The organism is Tessaracoccus terricola, assembly GCF_054776555.1.
The window spans coordinates 401,127-424,093 of the sequence record NZ_BAAHBS010000004.1 but is presented as its reverse complement, the minus strand read 5'-3'; the positions used below and the strand labels follow the sequence as shown (position 1 = coordinate 424,093).

General features: G+C 70.9%; 22 protein-coding genes and 1 riboswitch. Of the genes, 5 read left to right on the top strand and 17 right to left on the bottom strand.

The features are described from left to right. Positions 1 to 29 precede the first annotated feature (29 nt). Positions 30 to 3,464, top strand: coding sequence for a proline dehydrogenase family protein (locus ACYU7G_RS07720; RefSeq protein WP_461106453.1), 3,435 nt, complete (start codon positions 30 to 32; stop codon positions 3,462 to 3,464). 207 nt (positions 3,465 to 3,671) lie between these two features. Here ACYU7G_RS07720 and nrdF read toward each other — a convergent pair whose 3' ends face one another. From nrdF to ssd, 9 genes are all read right to left on the bottom strand, one after another. Further along, positions 3,672 to 4,646 carry a class 1b ribonucleoside-diphosphate reductase subunit beta gene (gene nrdF / locus ACYU7G_RS07715; protein ID WP_461106451.1) on the bottom strand — a complete coding sequence of 325 codons (975 nt, stop codon included), beginning with the start codon at positions 4,644 to 4,646 and terminating at the stop codon, positions 3,672 to 3,674. Positions 4,647 to 4,669: 23 nt separating this feature from the next. Beyond that, positions 4,670 to 6,826, bottom strand: coding sequence for a class 1b ribonucleoside-diphosphate reductase subunit alpha (nrdE, locus tag ACYU7G_RS07710; RefSeq protein ID WP_461106449.1), 2,157 nt, complete (start codon positions 6,824 to 6,826; stop codon positions 4,670 to 4,672). Further along, a complete protein-coding gene (gene nrdI, locus ACYU7G_RS07705) occupies positions 6,819 to 7,208 on the bottom strand; it encodes a class Ib ribonucleoside-diphosphate reductase assembly flavoprotein NrdI (RefSeq protein ID WP_461106447.1) in 390 nt (129 codons plus the stop codon). Before nrdI ends, nrdE begins: the two co-directional genes overlap by 8 nt. A 3-nt stretch (positions 7,209 to 7,211) precedes the next feature. Continuing rightward, entirely contained in the window at positions 7,212 to 7,454 is a 243-nt protein-coding gene (gene nrdH, locus ACYU7G_RS07700; RefSeq protein ID WP_461106445.1) for a glutaredoxin-like protein NrdH, read from the bottom strand. Between the two features lie 90 nt (positions 7,455 to 7,544). Continuing rightward, a riboswitch (cobalamin riboswitch) is annotated at positions 7,545 to 7,774 on the bottom strand. A 181-nt stretch (positions 7,775 to 7,955) separates the two neighbouring features. Continuing rightward, positions 7,956 to 9,068, bottom strand: a complete 1,113-nt coding sequence (gene ald / locus ACYU7G_RS07695) for an alanine dehydrogenase (protein WP_461106443.1) — start codon at positions 9,066 to 9,068, stop codon at positions 7,956 to 7,958. Positions 9,069 to 9,137: 69 nt separating this feature from the next. After that, complete coding sequence (locus ACYU7G_RS07690; RefSeq protein WP_461107259.1) at positions 9,138 to 9,866, bottom strand: type II secretion system F family protein; 729 nt, start codon at positions 9,864 to 9,866, stop codon at positions 9,138 to 9,140. 5 nt (positions 9,867 to 9,871) lie between these two features. After that, positions 9,872 to 10,690 carry a type II secretion system F family protein gene (locus ACYU7G_RS07685; RefSeq protein ID WP_461106441.1) on the bottom strand — a complete coding sequence of 273 codons (819 nt, stop codon included), beginning with the start codon at positions 10,688 to 10,690 and terminating at the stop codon, positions 9,872 to 9,874. After that, on the bottom strand, positions 10,687 to 11,835 hold the full coding sequence (locus tag ACYU7G_RS07680; RefSeq protein ID WP_461106439.1) for a TadA family conjugal transfer-associated ATPase: 1,149 nt from the start codon (positions 11,833 to 11,835) through the stop codon (positions 10,687 to 10,689). The genes ACYU7G_RS07685 and ACYU7G_RS07680 overlap by 4 nt, the downstream gene beginning before the upstream one ends. Then, complete coding sequence (gene ssd / locus ACYU7G_RS07675) at positions 11,832 to 12,851, bottom strand: septum site-determining protein Ssd (protein ID WP_461106437.1); 1,020 nt, start codon at positions 12,849 to 12,851, stop codon at positions 11,832 to 11,834. The genes ACYU7G_RS07680 and ssd overlap by 4 nt, the downstream gene beginning before the upstream one ends. A 96-nt stretch (positions 12,852 to 12,947) precedes the next feature. Between ssd and ACYU7G_RS07670 the strand changes: the two genes are divergently transcribed. Together ACYU7G_RS07670 and ACYU7G_RS07665 are read left to right on the top strand one after the other, a co-directional pair. After that, positions 12,948 to 13,694 (top strand): class I SAM-dependent methyltransferase, encoded by a 747-nt coding sequence (locus ACYU7G_RS07670; protein WP_461106435.1) that lies wholly within the window; start codon positions 12,948 to 12,950, stop codon positions 13,692 to 13,694. Positions 13,695 to 13,744: 50 nt separating this feature from the next. After that, entirely contained in the window at positions 13,745 to 14,215 is a 471-nt protein-coding gene (locus ACYU7G_RS07665; protein WP_461106433.1) for a phage holin family protein, read from the top strand. Between the two features lie 7 nt (positions 14,216 to 14,222). Here ACYU7G_RS07665 and ACYU7G_RS07660 read toward each other — a convergent pair whose 3' ends face one another. The 6 genes from ACYU7G_RS07660 to ACYU7G_RS07635 all read right to left on the bottom strand — a co-directional run bounded on the left by ACYU7G_RS07660 (position 14,223) and on the right by ACYU7G_RS07635 (position 17,277). After that, entirely contained in the window at positions 14,223 to 14,852 is a 630-nt protein-coding gene (locus ACYU7G_RS07660) for an NUDIX hydrolase (RefSeq protein WP_461106431.1), read from the bottom strand. 46 nt (positions 14,853 to 14,898) lie between these two features. After that, a complete protein-coding gene (locus ACYU7G_RS07655; protein ID WP_461106429.1) occupies positions 14,899 to 15,528 on the bottom strand; it encodes a TlpA family protein disulfide reductase in 630 nt (209 codons plus the stop codon). A gap of 50 nt (positions 15,529 to 15,578) precedes the next feature. Beyond that, positions 15,579 to 16,250, bottom strand: a complete 672-nt coding sequence (nth, locus tag ACYU7G_RS07650) for an endonuclease III (RefSeq protein WP_461106427.1) — start codon at positions 16,248 to 16,250, stop codon at positions 15,579 to 15,581. A 9-nt stretch (positions 16,251 to 16,259) separates the two neighbouring features. Then, on the bottom strand, positions 16,260 to 16,721 hold the full coding sequence (locus ACYU7G_RS07645; protein ID WP_461106425.1) for a RidA family protein: 462 nt from the start codon (positions 16,719 to 16,721) through the stop codon (positions 16,260 to 16,262). After that, positions 16,721 to 16,882 carry a DUF4177 domain-containing protein gene (locus ACYU7G_RS07640; protein WP_461106423.1) on the bottom strand — a complete coding sequence of 54 codons (162 nt, stop codon included), beginning with the start codon at positions 16,880 to 16,882 and terminating at the stop codon, positions 16,721 to 16,723. The genes ACYU7G_RS07645 and ACYU7G_RS07640 overlap by 1 nt, the downstream gene beginning before the upstream one ends. A 110-nt stretch (positions 16,883 to 16,992) precedes the next feature. Beyond that, complete coding sequence (locus tag ACYU7G_RS07635; protein ID WP_143939380.1) at positions 16,993 to 17,277, bottom strand: WhiB family transcriptional regulator; 285 nt, start codon at positions 17,275 to 17,277, stop codon at positions 16,993 to 16,995. A gap of 186 nt (positions 17,278 to 17,463) precedes the next feature. On the opposite strand from ACYU7G_RS07635, the gene ACYU7G_RS07630 reads away from it, so the two are divergent. Together ACYU7G_RS07630 and ACYU7G_RS07625 are read left to right on the top strand one after the other, a co-directional pair. Further along, positions 17,464 to 19,932, top strand: coding sequence for a transglycosylase domain-containing protein (locus ACYU7G_RS07630; RefSeq protein ID WP_461106421.1), 2,469 nt, complete (start codon positions 17,464 to 17,466; stop codon positions 19,930 to 19,932). Position 19,933: 1 nt separating this feature from the next. Next, on the top strand, positions 19,934 to 20,833 hold the full coding sequence (locus ACYU7G_RS07625; RefSeq protein WP_461106419.1) for a metallophosphoesterase: 900 nt from the start codon (positions 19,934 to 19,936) through the stop codon (positions 20,831 to 20,833). Here ACYU7G_RS07625 and ACYU7G_RS07620 read toward each other — a convergent pair. Then, positions 20,817 to 22,130 (bottom strand): FAD-dependent oxidoreductase, encoded by a 1,314-nt coding sequence (locus ACYU7G_RS07620; protein ID WP_461106417.1) that lies wholly within the window; start codon positions 22,128 to 22,130, stop codon positions 20,817 to 20,819. The genes ACYU7G_RS07625 and ACYU7G_RS07620 overlap by 17 nt on opposite strands. After that, complete coding sequence (locus tag ACYU7G_RS07615; RefSeq protein ID WP_461106415.1) at positions 22,123 to 22,920, bottom strand: IclR family transcriptional regulator; 798 nt, start codon at positions 22,918 to 22,920, stop codon at positions 22,123 to 22,125. Before ACYU7G_RS07615 ends, ACYU7G_RS07620 begins: the two co-directional genes overlap by 8 nt. Positions 22,921 to 22,967 lie beyond the last annotated feature (47 nt).

The window sequence follows — 22,967 nt, the reverse complement described above, 5'->3', positions numbered from 1 at the left end:
CAGCGCCCAGTTGGGGCGAGACTGGAGGCATGGACGCATCGGAGCTGACCCTGTTGGCCGACGACGCGGTCCGGCTCGCCGCGCGGTGGCGGGAGCGCGCCGCCGCCGAGGAGACCGAGCGGGAACGGGCCACCGGCGCCCGGCTGGCGGGCCTGTTGCGGGACCGCGACGGGCTGGCGCTGGCGGTGAAGTTCGTCGACGAGGTGGCCCGCCCTGAGGACACCCGCGCCGCCGCGACGGCCCTCGCCGGGCTCCGGCTGCCCGACGCCGGTTTCCTGCCCCCGCTGGACCGGCTGCTGCTGCGCGTCGGGGCGCGGCTGGCCCCACTCGCACCGGGGCTGGTGGTGCCGCTGGCGCGGCGTCGGCTGCGGCAACTGGTGGGCCACCTCGTCGTCGACGCGAGGGACCCGGCGCTGGGACACCACCTGGAGCGGGCCCGCCGGGAGGGGAACCGGCTCAACGTGAACCTCCTCGGCGAGGCCGTGCTGGGCGAGGCGGAGGCCGCGGACCGGGCCGCCCGCATCGTCGCCCTGCTGGCACGCGCCGACGTGGACTACGTCTCGGTGAAGGTCTCGGCATTGGCCCCGCAGGTCTCCACGTGGGACCTGCCCGGCACGGTCGCGCGGGTGGCCGAACGGCTGCGTCCCATCCTGCGCGCCGCCGCCCGCCGGCAGCCGCACGCCTTCGTGAACCTGGACATGGAGGAGTACCGGGACCTGGACGTCACCCTCGCGGTGTTCGAGGCGCTCCTCGGCGAGCCGGAGTTCGCCCCGTTGGAGGCGGGGATCGTGCTGCAGGCCTACCTCCCGGACTCCGTGGCCGCGGCCGAGCGCCTGGTGGAGTTCGCGCACCGCCGCAGCGAGGCCGGGCAGGCGGCCATCAAGATCCGGCTGGTCAAGGGCGCCAACCTGGCGATGGAGGCCGTGGAGGCGGAGGTGCACGGCTGTCCGCAGGCCCCCTACGACTCGAAGGCCGACGTGGACGCCAACTACCTGCGCCTGGTGGAGCGGCTGCTGCGGCCCGACGCCACCTCGGTGCTGCGCCTCGGCGTGGCCAGCCACAACCTGTTCGACGTCGCCGCCGCCCACCTGCTGGCCCAACGCCGCGACGTCACCGACCGGCTGGACGCCGAGATGCTGCAGGGCATGGCGCCGGCCGAGGCCCGGGTGGTGCGCGACGACGTGGGCTCCATGGTGCTCTACACCCCCATCGTTGCGCCCGCGGACTTCGACGTCGCCGTCGCCTACCTGGTGCGGCGGCTCGAGGAGAACGCCCAGCCGCAGAACTACCTGCACGCCGCCTTCAGCACCGCCACCGGTCCCGACTCCCCCATGGCCCGGCAGGAGACGAGGTTCCGGGAGTCACTGGCAGCCGCCGCCGACACCCCGACGGCGCCCCGACGAACCGGAGAACGCCCGGAGGTCGGGGACCGGTTCGCGAACACCCCGGACTCGGACCCGGCGCTGGCCGCCACCCGCGCCTGGGCGGCGGAGGTGGTGCTGGGAGACCCGGGCGAGCCCACCAGCCCCGAGGCCGACGTCACGGCCGTGGACGCCGCCGTCGCCACCGCCCTGGCCGCCGCTGCAGGTTGGGCGGCCGACTCCCCCGCCCGGCGTGCCCAGCACTTGCGCCGCGCCGCGCGGGAGCTGGAGACGCGACGGGGCGAGCTGGTGGCCGCGATGGCGGCCGAGGGCGGCAAGACCATCGAGCAGTCGGACCCGGAGGTCAGCGAGGCCGTGGACTTCGCCCGCTGGTACGCGGACTCGGCCGAGGACCTGGGCGCCGGCCACCCCATGACCGACGGCACCGCCTTCACCCCACCGCGGGTGACGCTCGTGACGCCACCGTGGAACTTCCCCGTCGCCATCCCCATCGGCGGTGTGCTGGCGGCACTGGCAGCCGGGTCCGCCGTGGTCATCAAACCCGCCCCGGGAGTGGAGCGCTGCACCGAGATCGCCGTCGAGGCGCTGTGGGCCGCGGGCATCCCCGACGACGTGGTGCAGGTGCTGCGCGCCGGCGAGGGCGACGCGGGCCGTCGCCTGGTGTCCCACCCGGACATGGACCTGGTGGTCCTGACCGGTGCGGTCGACACCGCCCGACTGTTCCAGACCTGGCGCACCGGCCGCGCGGGCGGGCCGGCCGTGCACGCGGAGACCTCGGGCAAGAACGCGCTGGTGATCACCCCCGCGGCGGACCTGGACCTGGCGGTGCAGGACCTCGTCAGGTCCGCGTTCGGGCACGCCGGGCAGAAGTGCTCCGCCGCGTCGCTCGGGATCCTGGTGGGATCCGTCGGCACTTCCGCCAGGTTCGAGCGGCAACTCGTCGACACCGTCCGCTCGTTGCGCGTCGGCTGGCCCGATGACCTGGGCGCCACCGTCGGCCCCGTGATAGAGCCACCCCACGGGAAGCTGCTCCGGGCGCTGACAACCCTCGAGCCCGGGGAGCGCTGGGTGGTGGAGCCGGTGCAGCTGGACGGGACGGGGCGGCTGTGGCGTCCCGGCGTCCGCAGCGGGGTACGGCCGGGTTCGTTCTTCCACACCACCGAGGCCTTCGGGCCCGTGCTGGGGCTGATGCACGCGCACGACTTGGAGCAGGCGCTCGAGTGGCAGGACGCCACCAGGTTCGGACTCACGGGCGGCATCCACAGCCTCGACGACGCAGAGGTCGCCACCTGGCTGGAGCGGGTGGAGGTGGGCAACGCCTACATCAACCGCGTGACCACGGGCGCCGTCGTGGGCAGGCAACCGTTCGGAGGCTGGAAGGACTCCGCCGTCGGGCCGGGCGCGAAGGCGGGCGGCCCCAACTACGTCGCGAGCCTGGGCAGCTGGGAGGCCGACGGCCTGCCCACCCTGCGGCGCACCCCCCCGGCGCGGGTGCGGGCGTTGGCGGCGCGGCTCGCCCCGCTGGTCGATCCCTCGGAGCAGGACTGGCTGGCGGCCGCCGTCGGCAGCGACGCCCACGCCTTCGCCACCGAGCTGGGCCAGGTCCAGGACCTAGCCGGGCTGCGCAGCGAGGCCAACCTGCTGCGCTACCGCAGCGTGCCCCAACTCGTCATCCACTGCGGCGACGGCGCCCGCCCGGCGGAGCTGGCCCGGCTGCTGCTGGCGGCCGAACTGACCGGCACACCGGTGCGGGTCTCGCTGGCGCCGTCGGTTTCGGTCGGGCTGGAGGGTCAACTCTCCGCCACTGGCCCGGGCAGGGCAGTGCTGGAGGAGCTGGCTGGGCTTCGCGTGGTGGATCTGGCCGCACACCTTGCCGACGCTGCCCGGGACACCCGGGTGCGGCTGCTGGGTTCGGTGGGCAGCCTGCCCGACGAACTGGCGGCCATGGGCGTCGCGGCCGTCGCCGGTCCCGTGCTGGCCAACGGCCGCCGCGAGCTGCTGACCTGCCTGCGGGAGCAGTCCATCAGCCGGACGCTGCACCGCTTCGGACAGGTGCCGCCCGGGGCACGTGGGCTGATCTGAGAGCCAACCGCCTGTCCCGTTCGCAGGAGACTTGCAATCGGGCCGGTAGTCCGACCCCAACGCAGGAGTCCTGCAAACGGGACGGCACGCCCGTTCGCAAGAGTCTTGCGAACGGGCCGGTAGACCGACCCCAACGCAAGAGTCCTGCAAACGGGACGGCGCAGGCGGGCCGGACGGGCGACGTCGCGCCCCCGCCCGGCAGGGGCGTCAGAACTCCCAGTCCTCGTCCTCGGTGTTCACCGCCTTTCCCATCACGTAGGAGGATCCGGAACCCGAGAAGAAGTCGTGGTTCTCGTCGGCGTTCGGGGACAGCGCGGCCAGGATCGCCGGCGAGACCGCCGTCGCCTCCTTGGGGAACATCGCCTCGTAGCCCAGGTTCATCAGGGCCTTGTTGGCGTTGTAGCGCAGGAACATCTTCACGTCCTCCGTGAGGCCCAGCGGGTCGTACAGGTCCGCGGTGTAGGCCTCCTCGTTGTCGTAGAGGTCCAGCAGCAGCGAGAAGGTGTAGTCCTTCAATTCCTCGCGACGCGCCTCGGACTCCAGCCTCAGCCCCTGCTGGTACTTGTAGCCGATGTAGTAGCCGTGGACGGCCTCGTCGCGGATGATCAGCCGGATCAGGTCCGCGGTGTTGGTCAGCCTGGCCCGGCTGGACCAGTACATGGGTGCGTAGAAGCCCGAGTAGAACAGGAATGACTCCAGCATCGTGGAGGCCACCTTGCGCTTGAGCGGGTCGTCACCGTGGTAGTGGTCCAGGATGATCCTCGCCTTGAGCTGGAGACTCTGGTTCTCCTCGCTCCAGCGGAACGCCTCGTCGATCTCCTCGGTGGAGATCAGCGTGGAGAAGATCGAGCTGTAGCTCTTGGCGTGCACAGACTCCATGAACGCGATGTTGGTGTAGACGGCCTCCTCGTGCGGGGTGATCGAGTCCGGGATCAGGGACACGGCGCCGATGGTGCCCTGGATGGTGTCCAGCATCGTCAGGCCGGTGAACACGCGCGTGGTCATCAACTGCTCTGCGGGGGTGAGGGTGCGCCACGAGGGGATGTCGTTGCTCAACGGCACCTTCTCGGGCAGCCAGAAGTTGCTGGTCAGCCGGTCCCAGACGTCGGCGTCCACCTCGTCGGTGACCCGGTTCCAGTTGACTGCCTGCACGCCGCGCAGCAGCGGGGTGGTTCGGTTCATCGTGTTTGTCTCGTTCCTGTTCGTCACAGCATGCAGCTGACGCAGCCGTCGACCTCGGTGCCGGCCAGCGCCAGCTGCCGCAGCCGGATGTAGTAGAGGGTCTTGATCCCCTTGCGCCAGGCGTGGATCTGGGCCTTGTTGATGTCTCGGGTGGTGGCCGTGTCTTGGAAGAACAGCGTCAGGGACAGGCCCTGGTCCACGTGCTTGGTGGCCTCGGCGTAGGTGTCGATGATCTTCTCGGGGCCGATCTCGTAGGCGTCGGCGTAGTACTCGAGGTTGTCGTTGGTCATGTACGGGGCCGGGTAGTAGACACGGCCGATCTTGCCCTCCTTGCGGATCTCCACCTTCGCCACGATCGGGTGGATCGAGCTGGTGGAGTGGTTGATGTAGCTGATCGAGCCGGTGGGCGGCACGGCCTGCAGGTTCTGGTTGTAGAGGCCGTGCTCGGCCACCTCGGCGGCGAGCGCACGCCAGTCGTCGGGCGTCGGGATCGCGATCCCCGCCTCCCGGAACAGTTCCGCCACCCGAGCGGTCCGGGGCACCCACTCCCCCGCTAGGTACTTCTCGAAGTACTCCCCCGTGGCGTACTTGCTGCGCTCGAACCCCTCGAAGTGCACGCCGCGCTCACGGGCGATCCGGCACGAGGCCGCGATGGCGTGGAACGTGACGGTGTAGAAGTACATGTTGGTGAAGTCGAGGCCCTCGTCGGAGCCGTAGTGGATGGACTCCCGCGCCAGGTAGCCGTGGAGGTTCATCTGCCCCAGCCCGATGGCGTGGCTGCGCTGGTTGCCGTGCTCGATGCTGGGAGCGCAGGCGATGTTCGACTGGTCCGAGACTGCCGTGAGCGCCCGCACTGCGATCTCGACGGTGCGCCCGAGGTCCGGCGAGTCCATGGTGCGGGCGATGTTGAGCGAGCCGAGGTTGCAGGAGATGTCCTTGCCCACCTCGGCATACGAGAGGTCCTCGTTGTAGCTCGACGGCGTGGACACCTGCAGGATCTCCGAGCACAGGTTGCTCATGGTGACGCGGCCGTCGATGGGGTTGGCCCGGTTCACCGTGTCCTCGAACACGATGTAGGGGTAGCCGGACTCGAACTGGATCTCGGCGAGGGTCTGGAAGAACCGCCGCGCGTTGATCTTCTTCTTCCCGATGCGCTTGTCGTCCACCAGCTCCCGGTACCTCTGGGTGACGGAGACCTCGCTGAACGCGACACCGTGGACGCGCTCGACGTCGTAGGGGCTGAACAGGTACATGTCCTCGTTGTTCCTGGCCAGCTCGAACGTGATGTCCGGGATGACCACGCCCAGGGAGAGGGTCTTGATGCGGATCTTCTCGTCGGCGTTCTCCCGCTTGGTGTCCAGGAAGGACAGGATGTCGGGGTGGTGGGCGTTCAGGTACACCGCCCCCGCGCCCTGCCGCGCCCCGAGCTGGTTGGCGTAACTGAACGAGTCCTCGAGCAGCTTCATCACGGGGATCACTCCCGACGACTGGTTCTGGATCTGCTTGATGGGGGCGCCGGCCTCGCGGATGTTGGTCAGGCTGAGCGCCACCCCGCCGCCCCGCTTGGACAGTTGCAGCGAGGAGTTGATGGCGCGGGCGATGGACTCCATGTTGTCCTCCACCCGTAGCAGGAAGCAGGAGACCAGTTCGCCGCGTTGGGCCTTGCCGGCGTTCAAGAAGGTGGGGGTCGCGGGCTGGAACCGGCCGGACATGATCTCGTCGACGACGTGCTCGGCGAGGGCGCGGTCGCCGGCGGCCAGGGTGAGGGCCACCATGCAGACCCGGTCCTCGAAGCGCTCCAGGTAGCGGGTGCCGTCGAAGGTCTTGAGCGTATAGGACGTGTAGTACTTGAACGCACCCATGAAGGTGGGGAACCGGAACTTCACCGCGTAGGCCCGCTTGAACAGGCTCTTGACGAACTCGAACTCGTAGCGCTCCAGGACCTCGGCCTCGTAGTAGCCCTCAGCCACGAGGTACTCGAGCTTCTCCGCGAGCGAGTGGAAGAACACCGTGTTCTGGTTGACGTGGTTGCGGAAGAACTGGTGCGCCGCGCGCCTGTCCGCGTCGAACTGGATGCGGCCCTCGGCGTCGTAGAGGTTCAGCATGGCGTTGAGCGCGTGGTGGTCCGCCTCCCCGGCGGGGACGGCGGCGCTCTGGGTGGGGGTCAACAGGTCAGTCATTTCGGGTGAGCCTTTCGCGGATCCGCGCGACGTCGTCGGGCGTTCCGAGCAGTTCGAAGCGGTCGAGGTGCGGCACCTGGCACTTGGCGGCGACGATGTCGCCCGCCAGGCAGTACGCCTCGCCGAAGTTGGTGTTGCCCGCGGAGATGACGCCGCGGATCAGGGCACGGTTGCCCGGCTGGTTGAGGAACCGGATCACCTGCTTGGGGACCGCACCGCCGCTGCTGCCGCCGCCGTAGGTGGGCAGCAGCAGTACGTACGGTTCGGTGGCCTCCAGGGGTTCGTCGCGGCGGTGCAGGGGGATACGGATGGCATCCACCCCCAGTTTCGCGACGAACCTGTGGGTGTTCTCCGAGGCCGAGGAGAAGTAGACCAGCCGCACGCCTCAGGCTGCGGCGAGGCGTGCGGCGGCGGCGCTGATCCGGTCCGGCCGGAAGCCGGACCAGTTCTCCTCGCCTGCGACGACGACCGGCGCCTGGAGGTGACCCATGGCGGTGACCTCGAGCAGGGCGGCCTCGTCGGTGGCGAGGTCCACCACGTCGTAGTGGAGGCCCAGCTTGTCGAGGGCGCGATAGGTGGCCGTGCACTGGACGCAGGACGGCTTGCTGTAGACGGTGATGGGTGACACTTGCTCTCTCCTCGAAGCAAAGGGTCACGCGGAGGGAGCACTGCCAGTGCGCCCGGTCTTCCCGCGAGACCGTTGGTCGGACTGGCCGGGATGGTCTCCCGGCCGCTGGCAGGTATTCGGACTCGAGGGCGGACACCTGTTCCAGGTGTGGACCTACCGGGCGACGCTTCCCAGCCATGTGGCCAGTGCTCGATGCCGCCTGTCGTTCCCTCTCACCGCTGCGGGGCAGTCCCGGATTCACACCGGGTTCCCTGTTGTCTCACCACCTCGACCACAACATGTTGTGGCCGACGAGGTGAACCAGCACTAGGGATGCTAATCACAAAGCTGTGATTAGTAAAGGGTCCGGCGTGGCGCGGGGCCGCGGCCCGGGGCGGGGTCAGCGGAGGTGGTGGTGACGAGCGTCGGTGAGCAAGCGCTTTCTCTGCTCTGGAGGAAGGTTCGTCGGCGTGTCGCCGACACCTGTCACCACGCCGACGCGCGACGGAGGGCTCCCGTGGTTCAGGCGAGGACGTCGTCGAGGGGTGCGGCGTCGTGGCCGAGGGCCTCGGCGACGGCGGCGTTGGCCACCTGGCCGCCGGCCGTGTTCAGCCCGAGCGCCAGCGCCGGGTTGGCGCGCATGGCCTCGCGCCAGCCCAGGTCCGCCAGTTGGAGGATGTAGGGGGTGGTGGCGTTGGTGAGCGCGATGGTGGAGGTGCTGGGCACGGCGCCGGGCATGTTGGTCACGCAGTAGAACGTGGAGCCGTGCACCTGGAAGGTGGGCTCGGCGTGGGTGGTGGGGCGGGAGTCCTCGAAGCAGCCGCCTTGGTCGATGGCGATATCCACCAGCACGGAGCCGGGCTTCATCGTGGCCACCATCTCGTTGGTGACCAGGCGCGGCGCCCGGCCGCCGGGGATCAGGACGGATCCGACGACGATGTCCGCGTCGACGATCTCGCGGCGGATGGTCAGTTCGTCGGAGGCGAGTTGGCGCACGGCGCCGTCCCAGCGCCAGTGGACGGTGCGGAGCTTGTCCAGGTCCGTGTCCAGGATGGTGACGTCGGCGCCCATGCCGCGGGCGATGCTGGCGGCGTTCTGGCCGGAGACGCCGGCGCCGAGGACCAGCACTTTGGCGTTGGGCACTCCCCCGATCCCGCCCATCAGGACCCCGGGGCCGCCCTGCGGCGTGGTCAGGTGGAAGGCGCCGATCTGGGGCGCCAGGCAGCCGGCCACCTCGCTCATCGGGTACAGCAGCGGCAGTTGCCGGTTGGGAAGCTGGACCGTCTCGTAGGCGACGGCGGTGACGCCGGAGGCCAGCAGCCTGTCGGTCAGTTCGGGGGCCGCGGCCAGGTGCAGGTAGGTGAACAGCGTGAGGCCCTCGCGCAGGTGGGCGAACTCGTCGCCGACGGGCTCCTTGACCTTGCAGACCAGTTCGGCCTCCCAGGCCTCGGCAGCGTCCGGGACGATGCGGGCCCCGACGGCGCCGTAGTCGTCGTCGCGGATGGCCGAGCCCTCGCCGGCGCCGGTCTCGATGACCACCTCGTGGCCGCGTTTGACCAGCTCGTGCACCCCGGCGGGCGTCAGTGCCACCCGGTACTCGCCGTTCTTGACCTCGCGCGGGACCCCGACCCTCATGCTCACCGTTCCTCACCCTCGACAGACCTTCGCCCAACCCTACGCGGACCCCGGCCCCTGCGGCGTTGCTCATTCGAGGAAGTTGCCCAGCAGCCCGGCGATGATCGGCACCACCCCCACCAGTACGAACGCGGGCAGGAAGCACACCATCAGCGGCAGTACTGAGCGCACTCCGACGCTGCGGGCGGTCCTGGTCTGCTCCGCCTCGAGGCGCCGGCGCTGGTCCTCGGCGTGGACGAGCAGGCCGTCGGCGAGTGCCGTGCCCGAGCGTGACGAGCGGGCGACGTCGCGGGCGACCGCGCCCCACACCTCGTCCCGGGCGAGCACCGCCCACGCGTCGGCCTCGGTCCGGCCGAGCCGCAACTGGCCGGAGACCCGCTCGAGCAGTCCCGCGGTCGGTTCTTCGGACACCGCCGCGACGGTGTCCACCGCCCGGCGCATCGGCGCCCCGGCCTCGAGGCAGGCCGCCAAGAGTTCGAGGGTCCCGGCCTGTTGCCGTGACAGCGCCGGGTCCGTGGCCGGGGCACGCCACAGCCAGCCCAGCCCGGCGACCACCCCGACTCCCAGCGCGAACGCCAGCAGCGCCCCTGCAGCTCCGGGCTGCCACACGAGCACCAGCACCCCGACGGCGGCCCCGAGCCAGGCCCGCTGCCGCAGCGGCGGCGCACCGGGCCGCCCCTCGAGGAGACGGGCCACCGCCGGCTCGGAGCGCTCCGGCCGCAACCGGAGCAGCCCTGCAGCCGAGGCCGGGAACGCCAGCCACGCCGCCGCCACCAGGAACGCACCGCCCAGCACCATCCCATTCACTGCGGGCCCCTTCCCGCTTCCGGTCCCGCAGCGATCCGTTCGGTCCACACCACGCCGGCGGCGGCGAGTGCCACCCCCGCCACCAGCAGGCCCTGACCCAAGCCTTCACGGAACAGGAAGGTGACCGGATCCGCTCCGGCCGCGATGCCCAACCCGATAGCCAGCAGCGGCAGGCAGGCCATGATGCGGCCACTGGTCCTGGCCGCGGAGAGTTCGGTGGCCACGACGTCGGCCAGTTGCCGCTCGCGGCGCACGGTGTCGGTGACCTGTCCCACCACCTTGGCGATGGGTGCCCCGCTGGCCTCGCTGACGCGCCACGCCCCCGCCAGTTGCGCCAGCGCCTCGCGGCCCGGTTCACGCGCGGCCTCCCTCAGCGCCTCCCCGACGTCACCGCCCAGCGCCACGGTGGCGGCGGCCGGGGCGAGGCACGGGTTGTCGGCCGCGGCCTCGGCCAGCGCGCGGGTGGGGATCTGGCCGGCCTTCAGCAGCAGCGCGAGGTTGTGCGCGGCCTCGGCCACCTCGTCCTGGGCGCGACGGCGACGCCGCTCCAGCAGGTGCCGGTGCGCCAGCCACGAGACCAGGGCGGCGGCGATCCCGCCGAGCGCCACCCAACCCAGCACCCGCCACCCGAACAGCGAGCCGAGCACCCCGAGCAGGGCCGCGGCCACGGCCGGCAGCGGCCACGTGCGGCCGGTACGCCGGGCGGCGCGGACCCGGAGGCGCCGCAGCGCGTCCCCTCGGGGCGGTCCGGCGCCGAGCGCCGCAGCGAACGCCAGCAGCAGCGCTGCGGGCAGTGCCGGCAACAGGGCACTCATGTCAGAGCCACCAGCCTCCGCAGTTCGGCCGCGCCCTCGTGCCAGGTGCTACCGCCACCCGGTTCGAAGGACACGGCGGGCTGGACGCGCACCAGCGCGTCGTCGCCGCGGCGGAACAACCCGATCTCGGCCACCTGCCGGCGCCCGTCGCGCAGGCGCCGGACGTGGACCGCCACCCGCAACGCGGCCGCCACCTGGGCGTGGCAGGCGTCGCGGCCGAGGCCGCCGAGGGCGGCGAGTGCCTCCAGCCGCGCCGGCACGTCGGCGATCGAGTTGGCGTGGATGGTGCCGCAGCCGCCCTCGTGGCCGGTGTTCAGCGCCGTGAGGAGGTCCGAGAGTTCGGCCCCGCGGACCTCCCCCAGCACCACCCGGTCCGGCCGCATCCGCAGCGCCTGCCGCACCAACTGGGTGAGAGTGATGGCGCCGAGGCCCTCCGTGTTGGCGGGGCGGGCCTCGAGCCGGACGCAGTGCGGGTGCGCCGGGTCCAGCTCGCGGGCATCCTCCACAACCACGATCCGTTCCTCGGCGGGCACGAGCGCGAGCAGGGCGGCCAGCAGGGTGGTCTTGCCCGTGCCGGTGCCGCCGCTGATCAGGAACGGGACCTTGGCCGCGATGATGCCCTGCAGCAGATCGCGCGCCTCGGGAGCCACGGAGCCGGAGGCGGCCAGTTCGGCCAGGCCCATCCGGGAGGAGGCGGGCACGCGCAGGGAGATGCAGGTGCCGGGCGATGCCACGGGCGCCAGCACCGCGTGCAGCCGGGTGCCGTCGGCCAGCCGACCGTCGACGAAGGGCTGGGCGTCGTCCAGCCGCCTCCCGGCCGCCGCGGCGAGCCGAACCGCGAGGCGGCGCACCTGCGCGTCGTCGAGGAACCGGACCGCGGCGGGTTCAAGGCCCTGGCCGCGGTCCACGAACACCGCCCCGGCCCCGTTGACCACCACGTCGGAGACCCCGGGCGCGCGGACCAGGTCCTCCAGGGGGCCGGCGCCGGTGCTGTTCCGGCGGACCGCCTCCATGGTTTGCAGCATGGTCCGGTCCGTCACCACCATCCCGATGCGGCGCATGGCGGCGGCGACGTCGGCGGGGGTGTGCTCGCGGCCGAGGGCTCCCAGGTGGGTCTGCAGCGCCTCGAGTTGTTCGTCGATCATGCCCGCAGCCCCTCCCACAGCGCCTTCACGTCGCGGCGGAACCGGCGCGCCGGCGCCGAGGCGACGCTGCCGCCGGACTGGGCCAGCCGCAGCACCTTGCGGTCGTGCCGGACCAGGCCGAGCAGGCCCATGCCGAGGGACTCGGCCACCGCCTCGGCGGGCAGGGTCCGGCCCGGGCCGTCGCGCACCACCACGCGGGCCGACTCCAGCCCCCAGCGCTCCACCAGCATCCGTGCCGCCGCCACGGCAGCGACGTCGGCACCCACCACGAGCAGCACCTGCAGCTTCCGGCCACCTACGTCAGCTGCGTCGGCGTCCACGAAGACCGCGCCGTGGGAGCGGCCCAGCGAGCCGAGCACGGCAGCCACGGCAGCGTCGTCGGGAGTCGTGGGACTTCGTCGGTCATGGGCCACCACGTCGACGCCGCCGACGTTGAGCAGGTGCCCCTCGAGGTCACCCAACTGGCCCTCGGCGTGGCCCAGTTCGTCCCAGCGCAGACCCTCGCGCATCTCCGCCCCGAACAGGAGGTCCAGCCCGCCGCCGCAGCCGGCGAGCTCGACGGCGGCGCTGCGCAGTCCCGCCTCCGCCGCAGCCGTGGCCAACCCGACCACCAGGGAGCTGGCCCCGACCCCTCCGGAGCCGCCCACCACGGCGAACGCCTGCGCCGCGGGTCCGGCATGGAGGTGCCCGGCCAGCACGTCGGCCAGTTCCGCCGTCGCGTTCGGCAGTGCCAGCGCCGGTGCCCGGAGCTGGGCGGACGCGGCCAGCAGGTCCGCCTCCCCGGAGCCCACCACGTAGGTGTTGCCGGCACGCTCCAGCAGGGAGGCCCGCGCCGCCATGTCCGCACCCAGGAGCCGCAGCGTGGCCGAGGTCCAGCCGCGCCGGAGCTCGTCGCGGTCCCGCACCACGTCGACCTCCACGCCCAGCGCCAACGCCGTCGCGAGGACGGCCTCGGCCAGGGCCGGGTCACGGGTGGCGAGCAGGGGACGTGTGGCAGCGGTGGCGGTGTGGTTCACAACCCACACTCTGGTGGTCCGGGACCCCTGTTCGTCACGGGAGGGGTTGCGTTGTGGATAACCTGTGGGGGAACGAAGTCCCCGGACCAGGAAGCCATGTCGAAGAAAAACGTCCTCCTCCCCGACGCCGTCAGCTGGTTGACGGTGTGGTCGGGCGCCCGCAGCCTCACCATCGACGGCGGCACCGCGATGGCGCGTCGCCTCCGCGACGAGGGGCACAGCGTGTTCGCGCTCGCCTGGGACGAGGCCGTCGTGCGCCGGCTGGACGCCGAGGAGTCGATCGTGCCCGTCTGGGCGCGCCCGGAAGCCATCCCCACCGAGCCGTTCCAGTTCGACGTCATCCTCACCCACCAGAAGTTCCATGAACTGGACCACGAGCACGCCCTGGGTGAGCTCGCACGGGTGCTGCGTCCCGGCGGTTGCCTGTCCGCCTCCTACGTGATCCGCGACGACTCCGTGCCCTGGGTGCGGCGGCTGGCCGCTCTGCTGCGCCACTACGACCCGATGGCCATGAAGGGCGACTACGGCCACCAGAGCCTGGACCTGCTGGAGGGGTCGAAGTACTTCCCGGAGGTGGAGAAGCGCGCCTTCCGCGTGTGGCAGCCCGTCTCCCTCCCCGACCTGCAGGACCTCGTGACCCGCCAGCCGCTCGCGAAGAACCTCACCGAGCAGCAGTTGCAACGCCTGCACGCCGAGGTGGCGGAGTTGTTCTCCTCCTCCGTCCGGCCGGGCGAGATGCTGCGGCTGCCGTTCCAGCTGCTGTGCCTGCGCGCGTGGGTCAGCCACGAGGAGATGACCACACCCGTTCGGCTCACCGAGGACGGCGTTCGGATCCCGATCTGACGCGTCCTGCCCGCCTTGGCCCTAGGCTGGGGTTCGACGAAAGGACAAAGATGGCTATTCCCGAAGACGGCGACGCCTTCCAGGAGTTCCGCGCGAACTTCGCCGAGTTCGTCGAACGCGAGAAGGAACTCGCCAAGGCCGAGCTGGTCCCGGCCGCCAAACACGCCGGCATCGGAAGCGCCTTCTTCGGCGGTGCCGGGATGTTCGCGATCCACGCGCTGTGGATGTTCATCATCGCCCTGGCCCTGACCATCGGCTGGATCCTGGACAGCTTCACGGCCCTGAGCACCTGGGGTGCGTTCACCATCGGGTTCTTCGCATGCGTGGTGGTATCGCTGCTGATCGCGTTCATCCTGTTCAAGATCGGCTCCGCCCAGTTCCGCCACGTGAAGGCGCCCGAGGCCACCATCGCCGAGGCCGGGGCGACCATGAGCGCGCTCGTCGACGCCGTCACCGGCAAGCACAAGGACAAGCAGGTGGAGGTCCGGCCCGTGGACGAACTGCCGCGCCGCTCCGCCTGAGGCCCACTCAGTCCCGCATGAAGCGCTGCGGGATCGCCACGGTGCGCTCCTGGTCCCACTCCTGCTCCCAGCCAGCCAGCCGCAGCGTGAGGTCCAGCAGGTGCCCCGTGAATCCCCAGATGAACATGTCCCCGAGGATCCAGGCCGGCCCGCGGTAGCCCAGCGGGTGGCTGCCGCTGACCCGGTTGGCGGGGTCCACCAGTTCGGAGACGGGCACGTCGAAGACCCACTCCACCTCCGCGGGATCCTCTGCCCGCAATGCCTTCGAACCGTCCCACGTCCCGACGAACGGGGTCACGTCGTAGCGGCTCTTCGGCACCCACGCCACGGGCAGCTGCCCGAGCACGGTCACCAGCGACGGGTCGAGCGCCACCTCCTCCTCCGCCTCCCGCAGTGCGGCGTGCATCAACGACTCGTCGGCGTCCTCTCGCCCGCCCCCGGGGAAGGCCACCTGCCCGGCGTGGCGACGCAACGTCGACGCCCGCTCGATGAACGTCAGGCGCGGGTCCGGGGCGTCGGTGAACAACAGCAGCACCGCCGCGGCCCGGACGCCCTGCGGTGCCCGCTCGGCCCACTCCGCGGGCGCGTCGACGCCTGCGCGCAGCGAGCGGGAGAGTTCGGAGAAGTCGTAGGTCACGGATCCACCCTACGAGCCCCGCGCCCGCTGCCCGGCGACGGCGTGGTCACGAGACGCCGAAGTGCTCGGCGATGGCGGCCTCGAGTTCCTCCCTGGACTCGATCACCCCGAAGTGGTGCTCCACCACCTCGCCCGTCTCGTCGACGAACAGCGTCATCGGCAGCCCCGGCACGCCCACCTGGGCGCGCAGCGTGCCGTCGGGGTCCGCGACGTGCGGGTAGCGCCACTGCGCCAACCCCGCGAACTCCAGCGCCCAGGCCGGCTCCGGGTCGTCGAAGTTGATGCCGACGAAGGCCACCTCGTCGGTGGCCTGCGAGACCTCGCGCAGGAACGGCGCCTCCTCGCGGCAGGGGCCGCACCACTGCGCCCAGAAGTTCACCACCGTCGGGCGGCGCTCCAGCCCGGCGAGGTTGACCGTGACGTCGGAGCCCAGGCACGGCAGGCTGGTCTGCGGCAGCCCCTTGCTGACCGACTCGGCATCGGGGTCCGTGACGGGGCAGTCGGGGATGTCGTGGCTGATGCGCAGCTTCTCGAGTTCCGCGCTCGACGGTGCTGGCGTGGTGTCCTGCGGCTGTGCGGTGCTGCAGCCCGCCAGCAGTGCGACAGCGGCAGCGAGGGACGCGATGCCTTTCGCGAGTCGGGATCGGCGCCCTTCGAGGCTCGCTGCTACTCGCACCTCAGGGCGACTGGATGCGGAACGCACTGGCACCTCAGGGAGACTGGGGGTCACGCGCGCGGCTCGCGGATGAGGGTGGCGGCCTTGTCCGGGTCAGTCTCGCCCTCGCCGAAGCTCGGGCACAGGTCCGAGACGACGCAGGCGCCGCAGGCCGGGTTGCGGGCGTGGCAGCAGCGGCGGCCGTGCCAGATCACGCGGTGGCACACCATCACCCACTCCTCGGGCGGGAACAGCTCACCGACGGCGCGCTCCACGTCGTCGGGCTTCTTGGACGAGACCCAGCCGAAGCGGTTCGCCAGCCGGATCAGGTGCGTGTCGGGGGTGATGCCGGGGATGTCGAAGGCGTTGCCGAGCACCACGTTGGCGGTCTTGCGCCCCACGCCGGGCAGCTTGACGAGTTCTTGGAGCGAGTCGGGCACCTCGCCGTCGTGCTCGTCGACGATGGCGCGCGAGAGCCCGATGATGGCCTTGGTCTTGTTGCGGTAGAACCCGACCGGTCCGATGATCTGCTCCACCTGCTCCGGGTCGGCCTCGGCGAGGGCCGCGGCGTCGGGGTAGGCGGGGAACAGGACGGCCGTGACGGCGTTGACGCGGCGGTCCGTGGACTGGGCGGAGAGCACGGTGGCGACGAGCAGTTCGAACGCATTCGTGAAGTCCAGCTCGGCGCGCGCCCCGGGGTAGGTCACGGCGAGTCGCTCGTTGACCTCCTCCGGGGCTGCCATGGCACTCATCTACAGCTCGACCACGAGTTCCACCTCGACGGGGGCGTCCAGCGGCAGCGACGCGACACCGACGGCGCTGCGCACGTGGGAGCCGCGGCCGGGGCCGAAGACGTCGACGAGGAGGTCGGAGGCACCGTTGGCCACCTTGGCCTGGTCGATGAATCCGGGTGCGCTGGAGACGTAGACCACCACGCGGTGGATGCTGGTGATCTGGTCGATGCCACCCAGCTTGTCCGCGACGGCGGCCAGCGCGTTCAGGCAGGCGGCCTGCGCAGCAGCGATGCCGTCGTCGAGGGTGACCTCGTCACCCACCTGGCCGGTGGCCAGCAGGCGGCCGTCCACCAGGGGCAACTGCCCGGAGGTGTAGGCCAGGCCGGCGGCGATCCGGGCGGGCACGTAGGAGGCGATGGGCGCGGCCACCTCCGGCAGGGTGAGCCCGAGGCTCTCCAGTTGTTCGGACGCGGAGAGCATCAGCCCTCCTGGACGGGCCGCTTGAAGTACCCGACCATCGTGTCGGGATTGGGTCCGGGCGCCACCTGGACGAGCTCCCAGCCCTCGGAGCCGAAGTTGTTCAGAATCTGCTGCGCCACGTGGGACAGGATCGGTGCGGTGAAGTACTCCCATTTCTGCATGGCTACAGCCTGCCACCGGCCAATCCCCCGGCCAAACGTGCACACCCCTTGAGACTCGGGCGGCCACGGCGCTTGCCGTGCCGGGGCCGCCCGGCCCGTGTCGATTCTCCTCAGCTGGCCTTCACGTTCTCGCCGAACTCGACGAGTACCTCGCGCCAGGACTGGATGTCCGGGCGGGTGCGTAGCAGGTGACGGCGCTCGCGCTCGGTCATACCGCCCCACACCCCCCATTCGATCCTGTTGTCCAGGGCCTCCGCGAGGCACTCGGACCGCACGGGACACCCCATGCAAACCGTGCGTGCTCGTTTCTGGTCCTTGCCCTCAGGGAAGAGTGCATCCGCCATATCGCGGCACTTCGCCTGCAGGGTCCACTCACTGACCTCAGCCAACGACATCCCCGTGCCCTCCTTTGCGCATTGGTTCTGCGTATGCCACTGACGCTAGCGCATTCCAGTACCAGTGCAACAGGGGGGTTGAAGGACAGCTTCACCGCCGGTCAGAGGCCGGTTGGTGGCAACCGGGGCACCGCGCGGCCCGCGGTCGATGCGGTGTGCTGGGACCAGTCACGTAGAATTGCCGCCATGAAGTCTGCCTCCCTGAGCCAGAAGGCCTACGCGATGATCATGTTCGTCGCCGTCAGTGTGCTTGCAGGACTCCTGCTCGCCGGACTGGCGGTGCCGCTCACGGCCCTCGCGGGCGGCGCCACCCGGGCGGCCGCGGACAGCCTGCAGTACCTGCCGGCCGAACTGGAGACCCCGCCGCAGTCGGAGCGCTCCAAGATCCTCATGGCCGACGGCTCCACGCTGGCAACCTTCTACGACGAGAACCGCATCTACGTCCCGCTGGACAAGATCGCGCCGGTGATGCAGGACGCGCAGATCGCCATCGAGGACCACCGCTTCTACGAGCACGGCGCCATCGACCTGCAGGGCCTGGTGCGTGCGTTCTTCCGCACCGCCTCCGGCGACACCCAGGGCGCCTCCACCCTCACCCAGCAGTACGTGAAACTGGTCCAGGTGGAGGCCGCGGTCCAGGCCGGCGACGAGGCCGCCATCAAGGCCGCGACGGAGACCACCATCGAGCGCAAGATCCGCGAGATGCGCTACGCCATGGCCATCGAGGAGCGGATGACCAAGGACGAGATCCTCGAGGGCTACCTCAACATCGCCTACTACGGTTCCGGCGCCTACGGCGTCGAGGCCGCCGCCCACACCTACTGGGGCAAGACGGCCGCCGAGCTGACGCTGCCGGAGGCCGCGATGCTGGCCGGCATCGTGCAGAACCCCGTCCAGTACGACCCGGCCCGCAATCTCGACCTGACCATCGAGCGGCGCAACTTCGTGCTGAGCCGGATGGCAGACCTCGGGATCATCTCCGAGGCCGACCGCGACGCCGCCCAGGCCGTCGCGTTCGACCCGGCCCAGATCCAGCGCATCCCCAACGGCTGCGTCAGCTCCGAGTTCCCGCACATGTGTGACTACGTGTTCCACGAGTTGGTCAGCTCCGGCAAGATGCCCAGCCTGGGAGAGACCGCCGAGCAGCGCGAGAACATGCTCAACCGGGGCGGCCTCACCATCCGGACGCTGATCAACCCGGAGTCCCAACGCGCCGCCGAGGCCGCCGCGATGCAGCAGGTGGCCCCCGTGGACCCCCTGATCGCGGGCACGGTCCTGATCCAGCCCAGCACGGGCCTCATCGTCGCCATGGCGCAGAGCCGCCCGGAGCGCGGCACAGACCCGGGACAGACCTGGTACAACTACATGGCCGGTGAGGACATGGGCGGGTACAACGGCTTCCAGGCCGGCTCCACGTTCAAGGCCTTCACGATCGCCGCCGCGCTCGAGGTGGGCATGACCCCCAGCCACCAGTACAACTCCCCCGCCACCGTCGACACCGGTGACTGGACCTGGAAGACCTGCAACGGCAACATCAAGCTCTCGGGCCAGCCGTGGAAGCCCTCCAACCAGTTCCACCGCGGCTTCGGCAACATTGACATGCTCAAGGCCGCCGAGAGCTCCGTCAACACCTACTTCGTGCAGCTGATCCGCGACGTCGGCGTCTGCACGACGGTGGAGTTGGCCGACAAGGTGGGCGTCGAGCTGGCCAACCGGAACTTCGAGCTCGTCAAGGACTTCGGCTCGAAGCCGTCGTTCACGCTGGGCACCGCCGAGATCACGCCGCTGTCAATGGCCGAGGCCTACGCCACGTTCGCCAACCGCGGCATCCACTGCGAGCCCATCATCCTGGAGTCCGTCGTGACGCAGGACGGGACCGAGCTCGAGGTCCCCAGCGCAAACTGTGAGCAGGTCATCGAACCCGCCGTGGCCGACGGCGTCACCTACATCCTCGAGAGCGTCATGAGCAAGGGCACGGGTCGCCCGGCCCGGATGTCCGACGGGCGTCCCCAGGCGGGCAAGACCGGTACCACGAACGACACGGAGGCCGTCTGGTTCGCCGGCTACACCCCGGACATGGCGGGCGTGGCGATGATCGCCGCGGACAACGGCGCCGACTACTGGGACGGCCGCAGCAACAAGCGCATCACCGCGGTGCCGCTGACCAACGGTGGCCGCCTCGCCGGCACCGGCGGTGGCGACGCCGGCCAGATCTGGAAGGCGGCCATGGGTGCCGCACTGGCGGACGTTGCCCCGACGGAGTTCACCGATCCCACCAAGGAGATCCTCGAGGGCGTCAAGGTCCCGATCCCGGACACTTCCGGCATGAGCTACAACGAGGCCAAGGCCGCCGTCGAGGCCGCCGGTTTCAACACCGCACGCCAGCGCGTCTTCAGCGACCGTCGCGAGGGCACGTTCCTCGGCACCTGGCCGCGCGGCGAGGCCACGAAGTTCTCCACCGTGGCGCTGCGCGTCTCGGCCGGCCCGGAACCCGCTCCGGAGCCCGACCCGACGCCGGACCCCACGCCCCCGGCGTCCACTCCCCCGGCCTCGACGCCGCCACAGAACACCCCGCCGAACAGCAACCCGCCGGGCAACACCCCCCCGCGCGGTGGCGACAACCCGCCGCGCGGCGGGGACGACGGCGACAACTGACGTGGGGCGCCTCGCAAAGGGCGTCGGACTGCTGGCTGGAGCCGCGGCGGGTTGCTTCGCCTGGGGCCTCGCCGAGGCTGCCATGTTCACGATGCGCCGCGTCACCCTGCCCGTGCTGCCCGCCGGAGGGCGGGACCTGCGGATCCTGCACGTGTCCGACTTCCACCTCACCACCCGGCAGCACCTGAAGCTGGACTTCATCCGCAAGCTCTCGGCACTGGACCCGGACCTGGTGGTCAACACCGGCGACAACATCGCCGAGGCCGACGCCATCTTCCCGCTGATGGCCGCCTGGAACCGGCTGCGGTTCGTGCCCGGGGTGTTCGTGTTCGGCAGCAACGACTACTACGCGCCCGAGCCGAAGAACCCGCTGATGTACGTCACCCACGGCCGCTCCCACGTGAAGGGTGAACCGCGCAGGCTCCCCACCGAGGACCTGCGGGAGCGGATGACCCGGCACGGCTGGGAGGACCTCACCCACCGTCGCACCACCATCGACGTAGCGGGCTACCGGTTGGCGTTCCGCGGCACCGACGACGCCCACCTGGACCGCGACGACTACTCGCTGGTGGAAGGTCCCGCGGACCGCGACGCCGACCTCAACATCGGTGTCACCCACGCCCCCTACCTGCGGCTGCTCGACGCCATGACCGCCGACGGCATGGACCTGATCATGGCCGGCCACACCCACGGCGGTCAGGTCTGCGTGCCCGGCCACGGCGCACTGGTGACCAACTGCGACCTCGACACCGCCCGCGTGAAGGGCCTCAGCCGCCACACCGCCGGCGGCCGGACCGCCAGCCTGCATGTCTCCGCAGGCCTCGGCACCTCACCGTACGCGCCGTACCGGTTCGCCTGCCGACCCGAGGTGACCTTGCTCACGCTCACCGCCCGGCGCTGACCTCACCATCCACGGGTCGGGTCCCGCCCGGGACGATGGCCCCCATGGCCCGCACCTCCCGGTGAACCTCGAGAACGGGTACCTCCGTGATGTCGCAGCCTGCGGCTGCCGCCAGCGCAGCATTGGCGCCGGCCGCCTGCCCCATCGCCATGCAGGAGGCCTGTACCCGGTAGGCAGAGTTCGCCTCCTGGTCCCCTGACACCGATCGCCCAGCCACCATCAGGTGGCGTGACCCCTTCGGGACCATGGCCGATCTCGGGATGGTGGGCACGGTCCCGAACTCCAGTGGCCGGATCGTGATGCCGTCCCCGTCGGGGCTGTGGACGTCGATCGGGTAGAAGCTGTTGCAGACCGCGTCCTCCCAGTGCCTCCCCGTCGCGTAGTCCTGGGCCGTGATCCTGGCCAGACCGTCGATGGTGAAGGTCTCGCGGATGCCACACTCGACGGCCCACGATTCGATCGTCACCGATTCCAGGCCAGGCTGCCGACGCAGGAACTGGTGAATGCGCAGCAGCGTCCGCCTCGCAGCCACCTCAGCGGCGGTCCGCGTGCGGCTGGTGCCCCCGTCCACGTCGGTCACGTGGATGGTGTTCTCCCCCCTGCTGCGGAGGAACCGTGCCATGGGGTTCCCACTCATGGACAGGTCTGCCGGCAGGAGGTCCCCGGCCGCCACCGCGCGACGGTGTGCCTCGTCGAGTGCAGCGACATCGAGGTCTTCCATCCGGTAACCACCGAGCCGCACCATCAGCGTGCCGGGTTGCAGCGCGGGATTGCGGAGGCGGCTCAGGCCCGCGAGCGCCACCACGTCAGCATCGCCGCTGCAGTCCACGATGCGACGCGCGCGCACGGTGCGGAGCCCTTCCTTGTCGCACAGGGTCACCGACCAGCCGTCCGCGACCGACTCGACGGCGCCGACCATGGTGTGCAGCCTGAGGTCGACGCCTGCGCCCAGGACTGCCTCGTCCAGGACTGCCGCGTACAGCGGGGCGCTGACGGGGACCTGGAGCCTGTAGTGGGGCTGGCGCCAGTCGGTGAAGTCCGGCAGCCGGGCTCCGGCCAGGTCCACCGCTCGGCAGACGAGATCCCAACCGATCCCGGCGATCACCTGCCTGCCCCAGGCGTGGAAGAGCCCGGGCAGGGCGACACCTGCCACCGTGGTCGTACCGCCGAGCGCACCGTTCTTCTCGACCAGCATCGTGCCGGCCCCAGAGGCCGCCGACTGGATGGCGGCACACGTGCCCGCCGCGCCACCTCCGACGACGAGGACGTCGAGATCCTCCACAGCCCGCTCACGCATCGTCGCCTCCTGGTGCGCCGCCGCCGATCAGACCGGACACCTCGGCCGCGGCCGCAACAACGGCCGCCACAAGCTCTCTCTCCCGGTTCGGGCTCCGCCTCGCCGACGGGTAGCCGATGCACACCGCCCCGACCACTGTCCCGGCCGGGCCCAACACGGGCGCGGCAACGCCGCAGACTCCCAGCACCTCCTCCTCCACGTTGACCGCGTGCCCCGCGTCCCGAACCAGGGAGAGCTCCGCCTGCAGCGCCCCCGCATCCTCCTCCGGGAACAGACGGCCCAACTCGACGGCGTCCAGACCCGCCAACAGCACCTTGCCAGCGGCGGTCCTGCCGAGAGCACCCACCGGATCGTCGACCGCTCCCATGTTGGTCGGGTTCACGCCGAGGAGTTGGCGGCTGACCAGGACGGAGAGATCCGCCCTGCGGCCGTTCTGGAGCGTCGCGAGATGGACTGTCTCGTCGGTCCGCTCCCACAGCCCTCGCAGCACAGGAGCCGCCACCGAGGCGAGGTCGTGCTGCAACTGGTGGACACGGTTGAGTTCGAACAGGCGGGGCCCCAGGACGTAGCGCCGTCCCTGACCCACCTGACCGACGAACCCGTTCATGACGAGGGCGATCAGAAGGGTCCGCGCCGTGGATCCGCGCAGGCCCACCTCCGACGCGAGTGGCGTGAGCGCGATCCCGGCAGGACCGGCCGCGGCGATCACGCCCAGCAGCTCGGTGGCTCGGTCGATGCTCTGGATCGGGCTGCGCCTCGCATCGACGGCGGCGTCGGGGTCGGATACCACTGGACTCCTCTGATCGTTCGACATTCCCGAAGTGAGTTCGGTAGCGT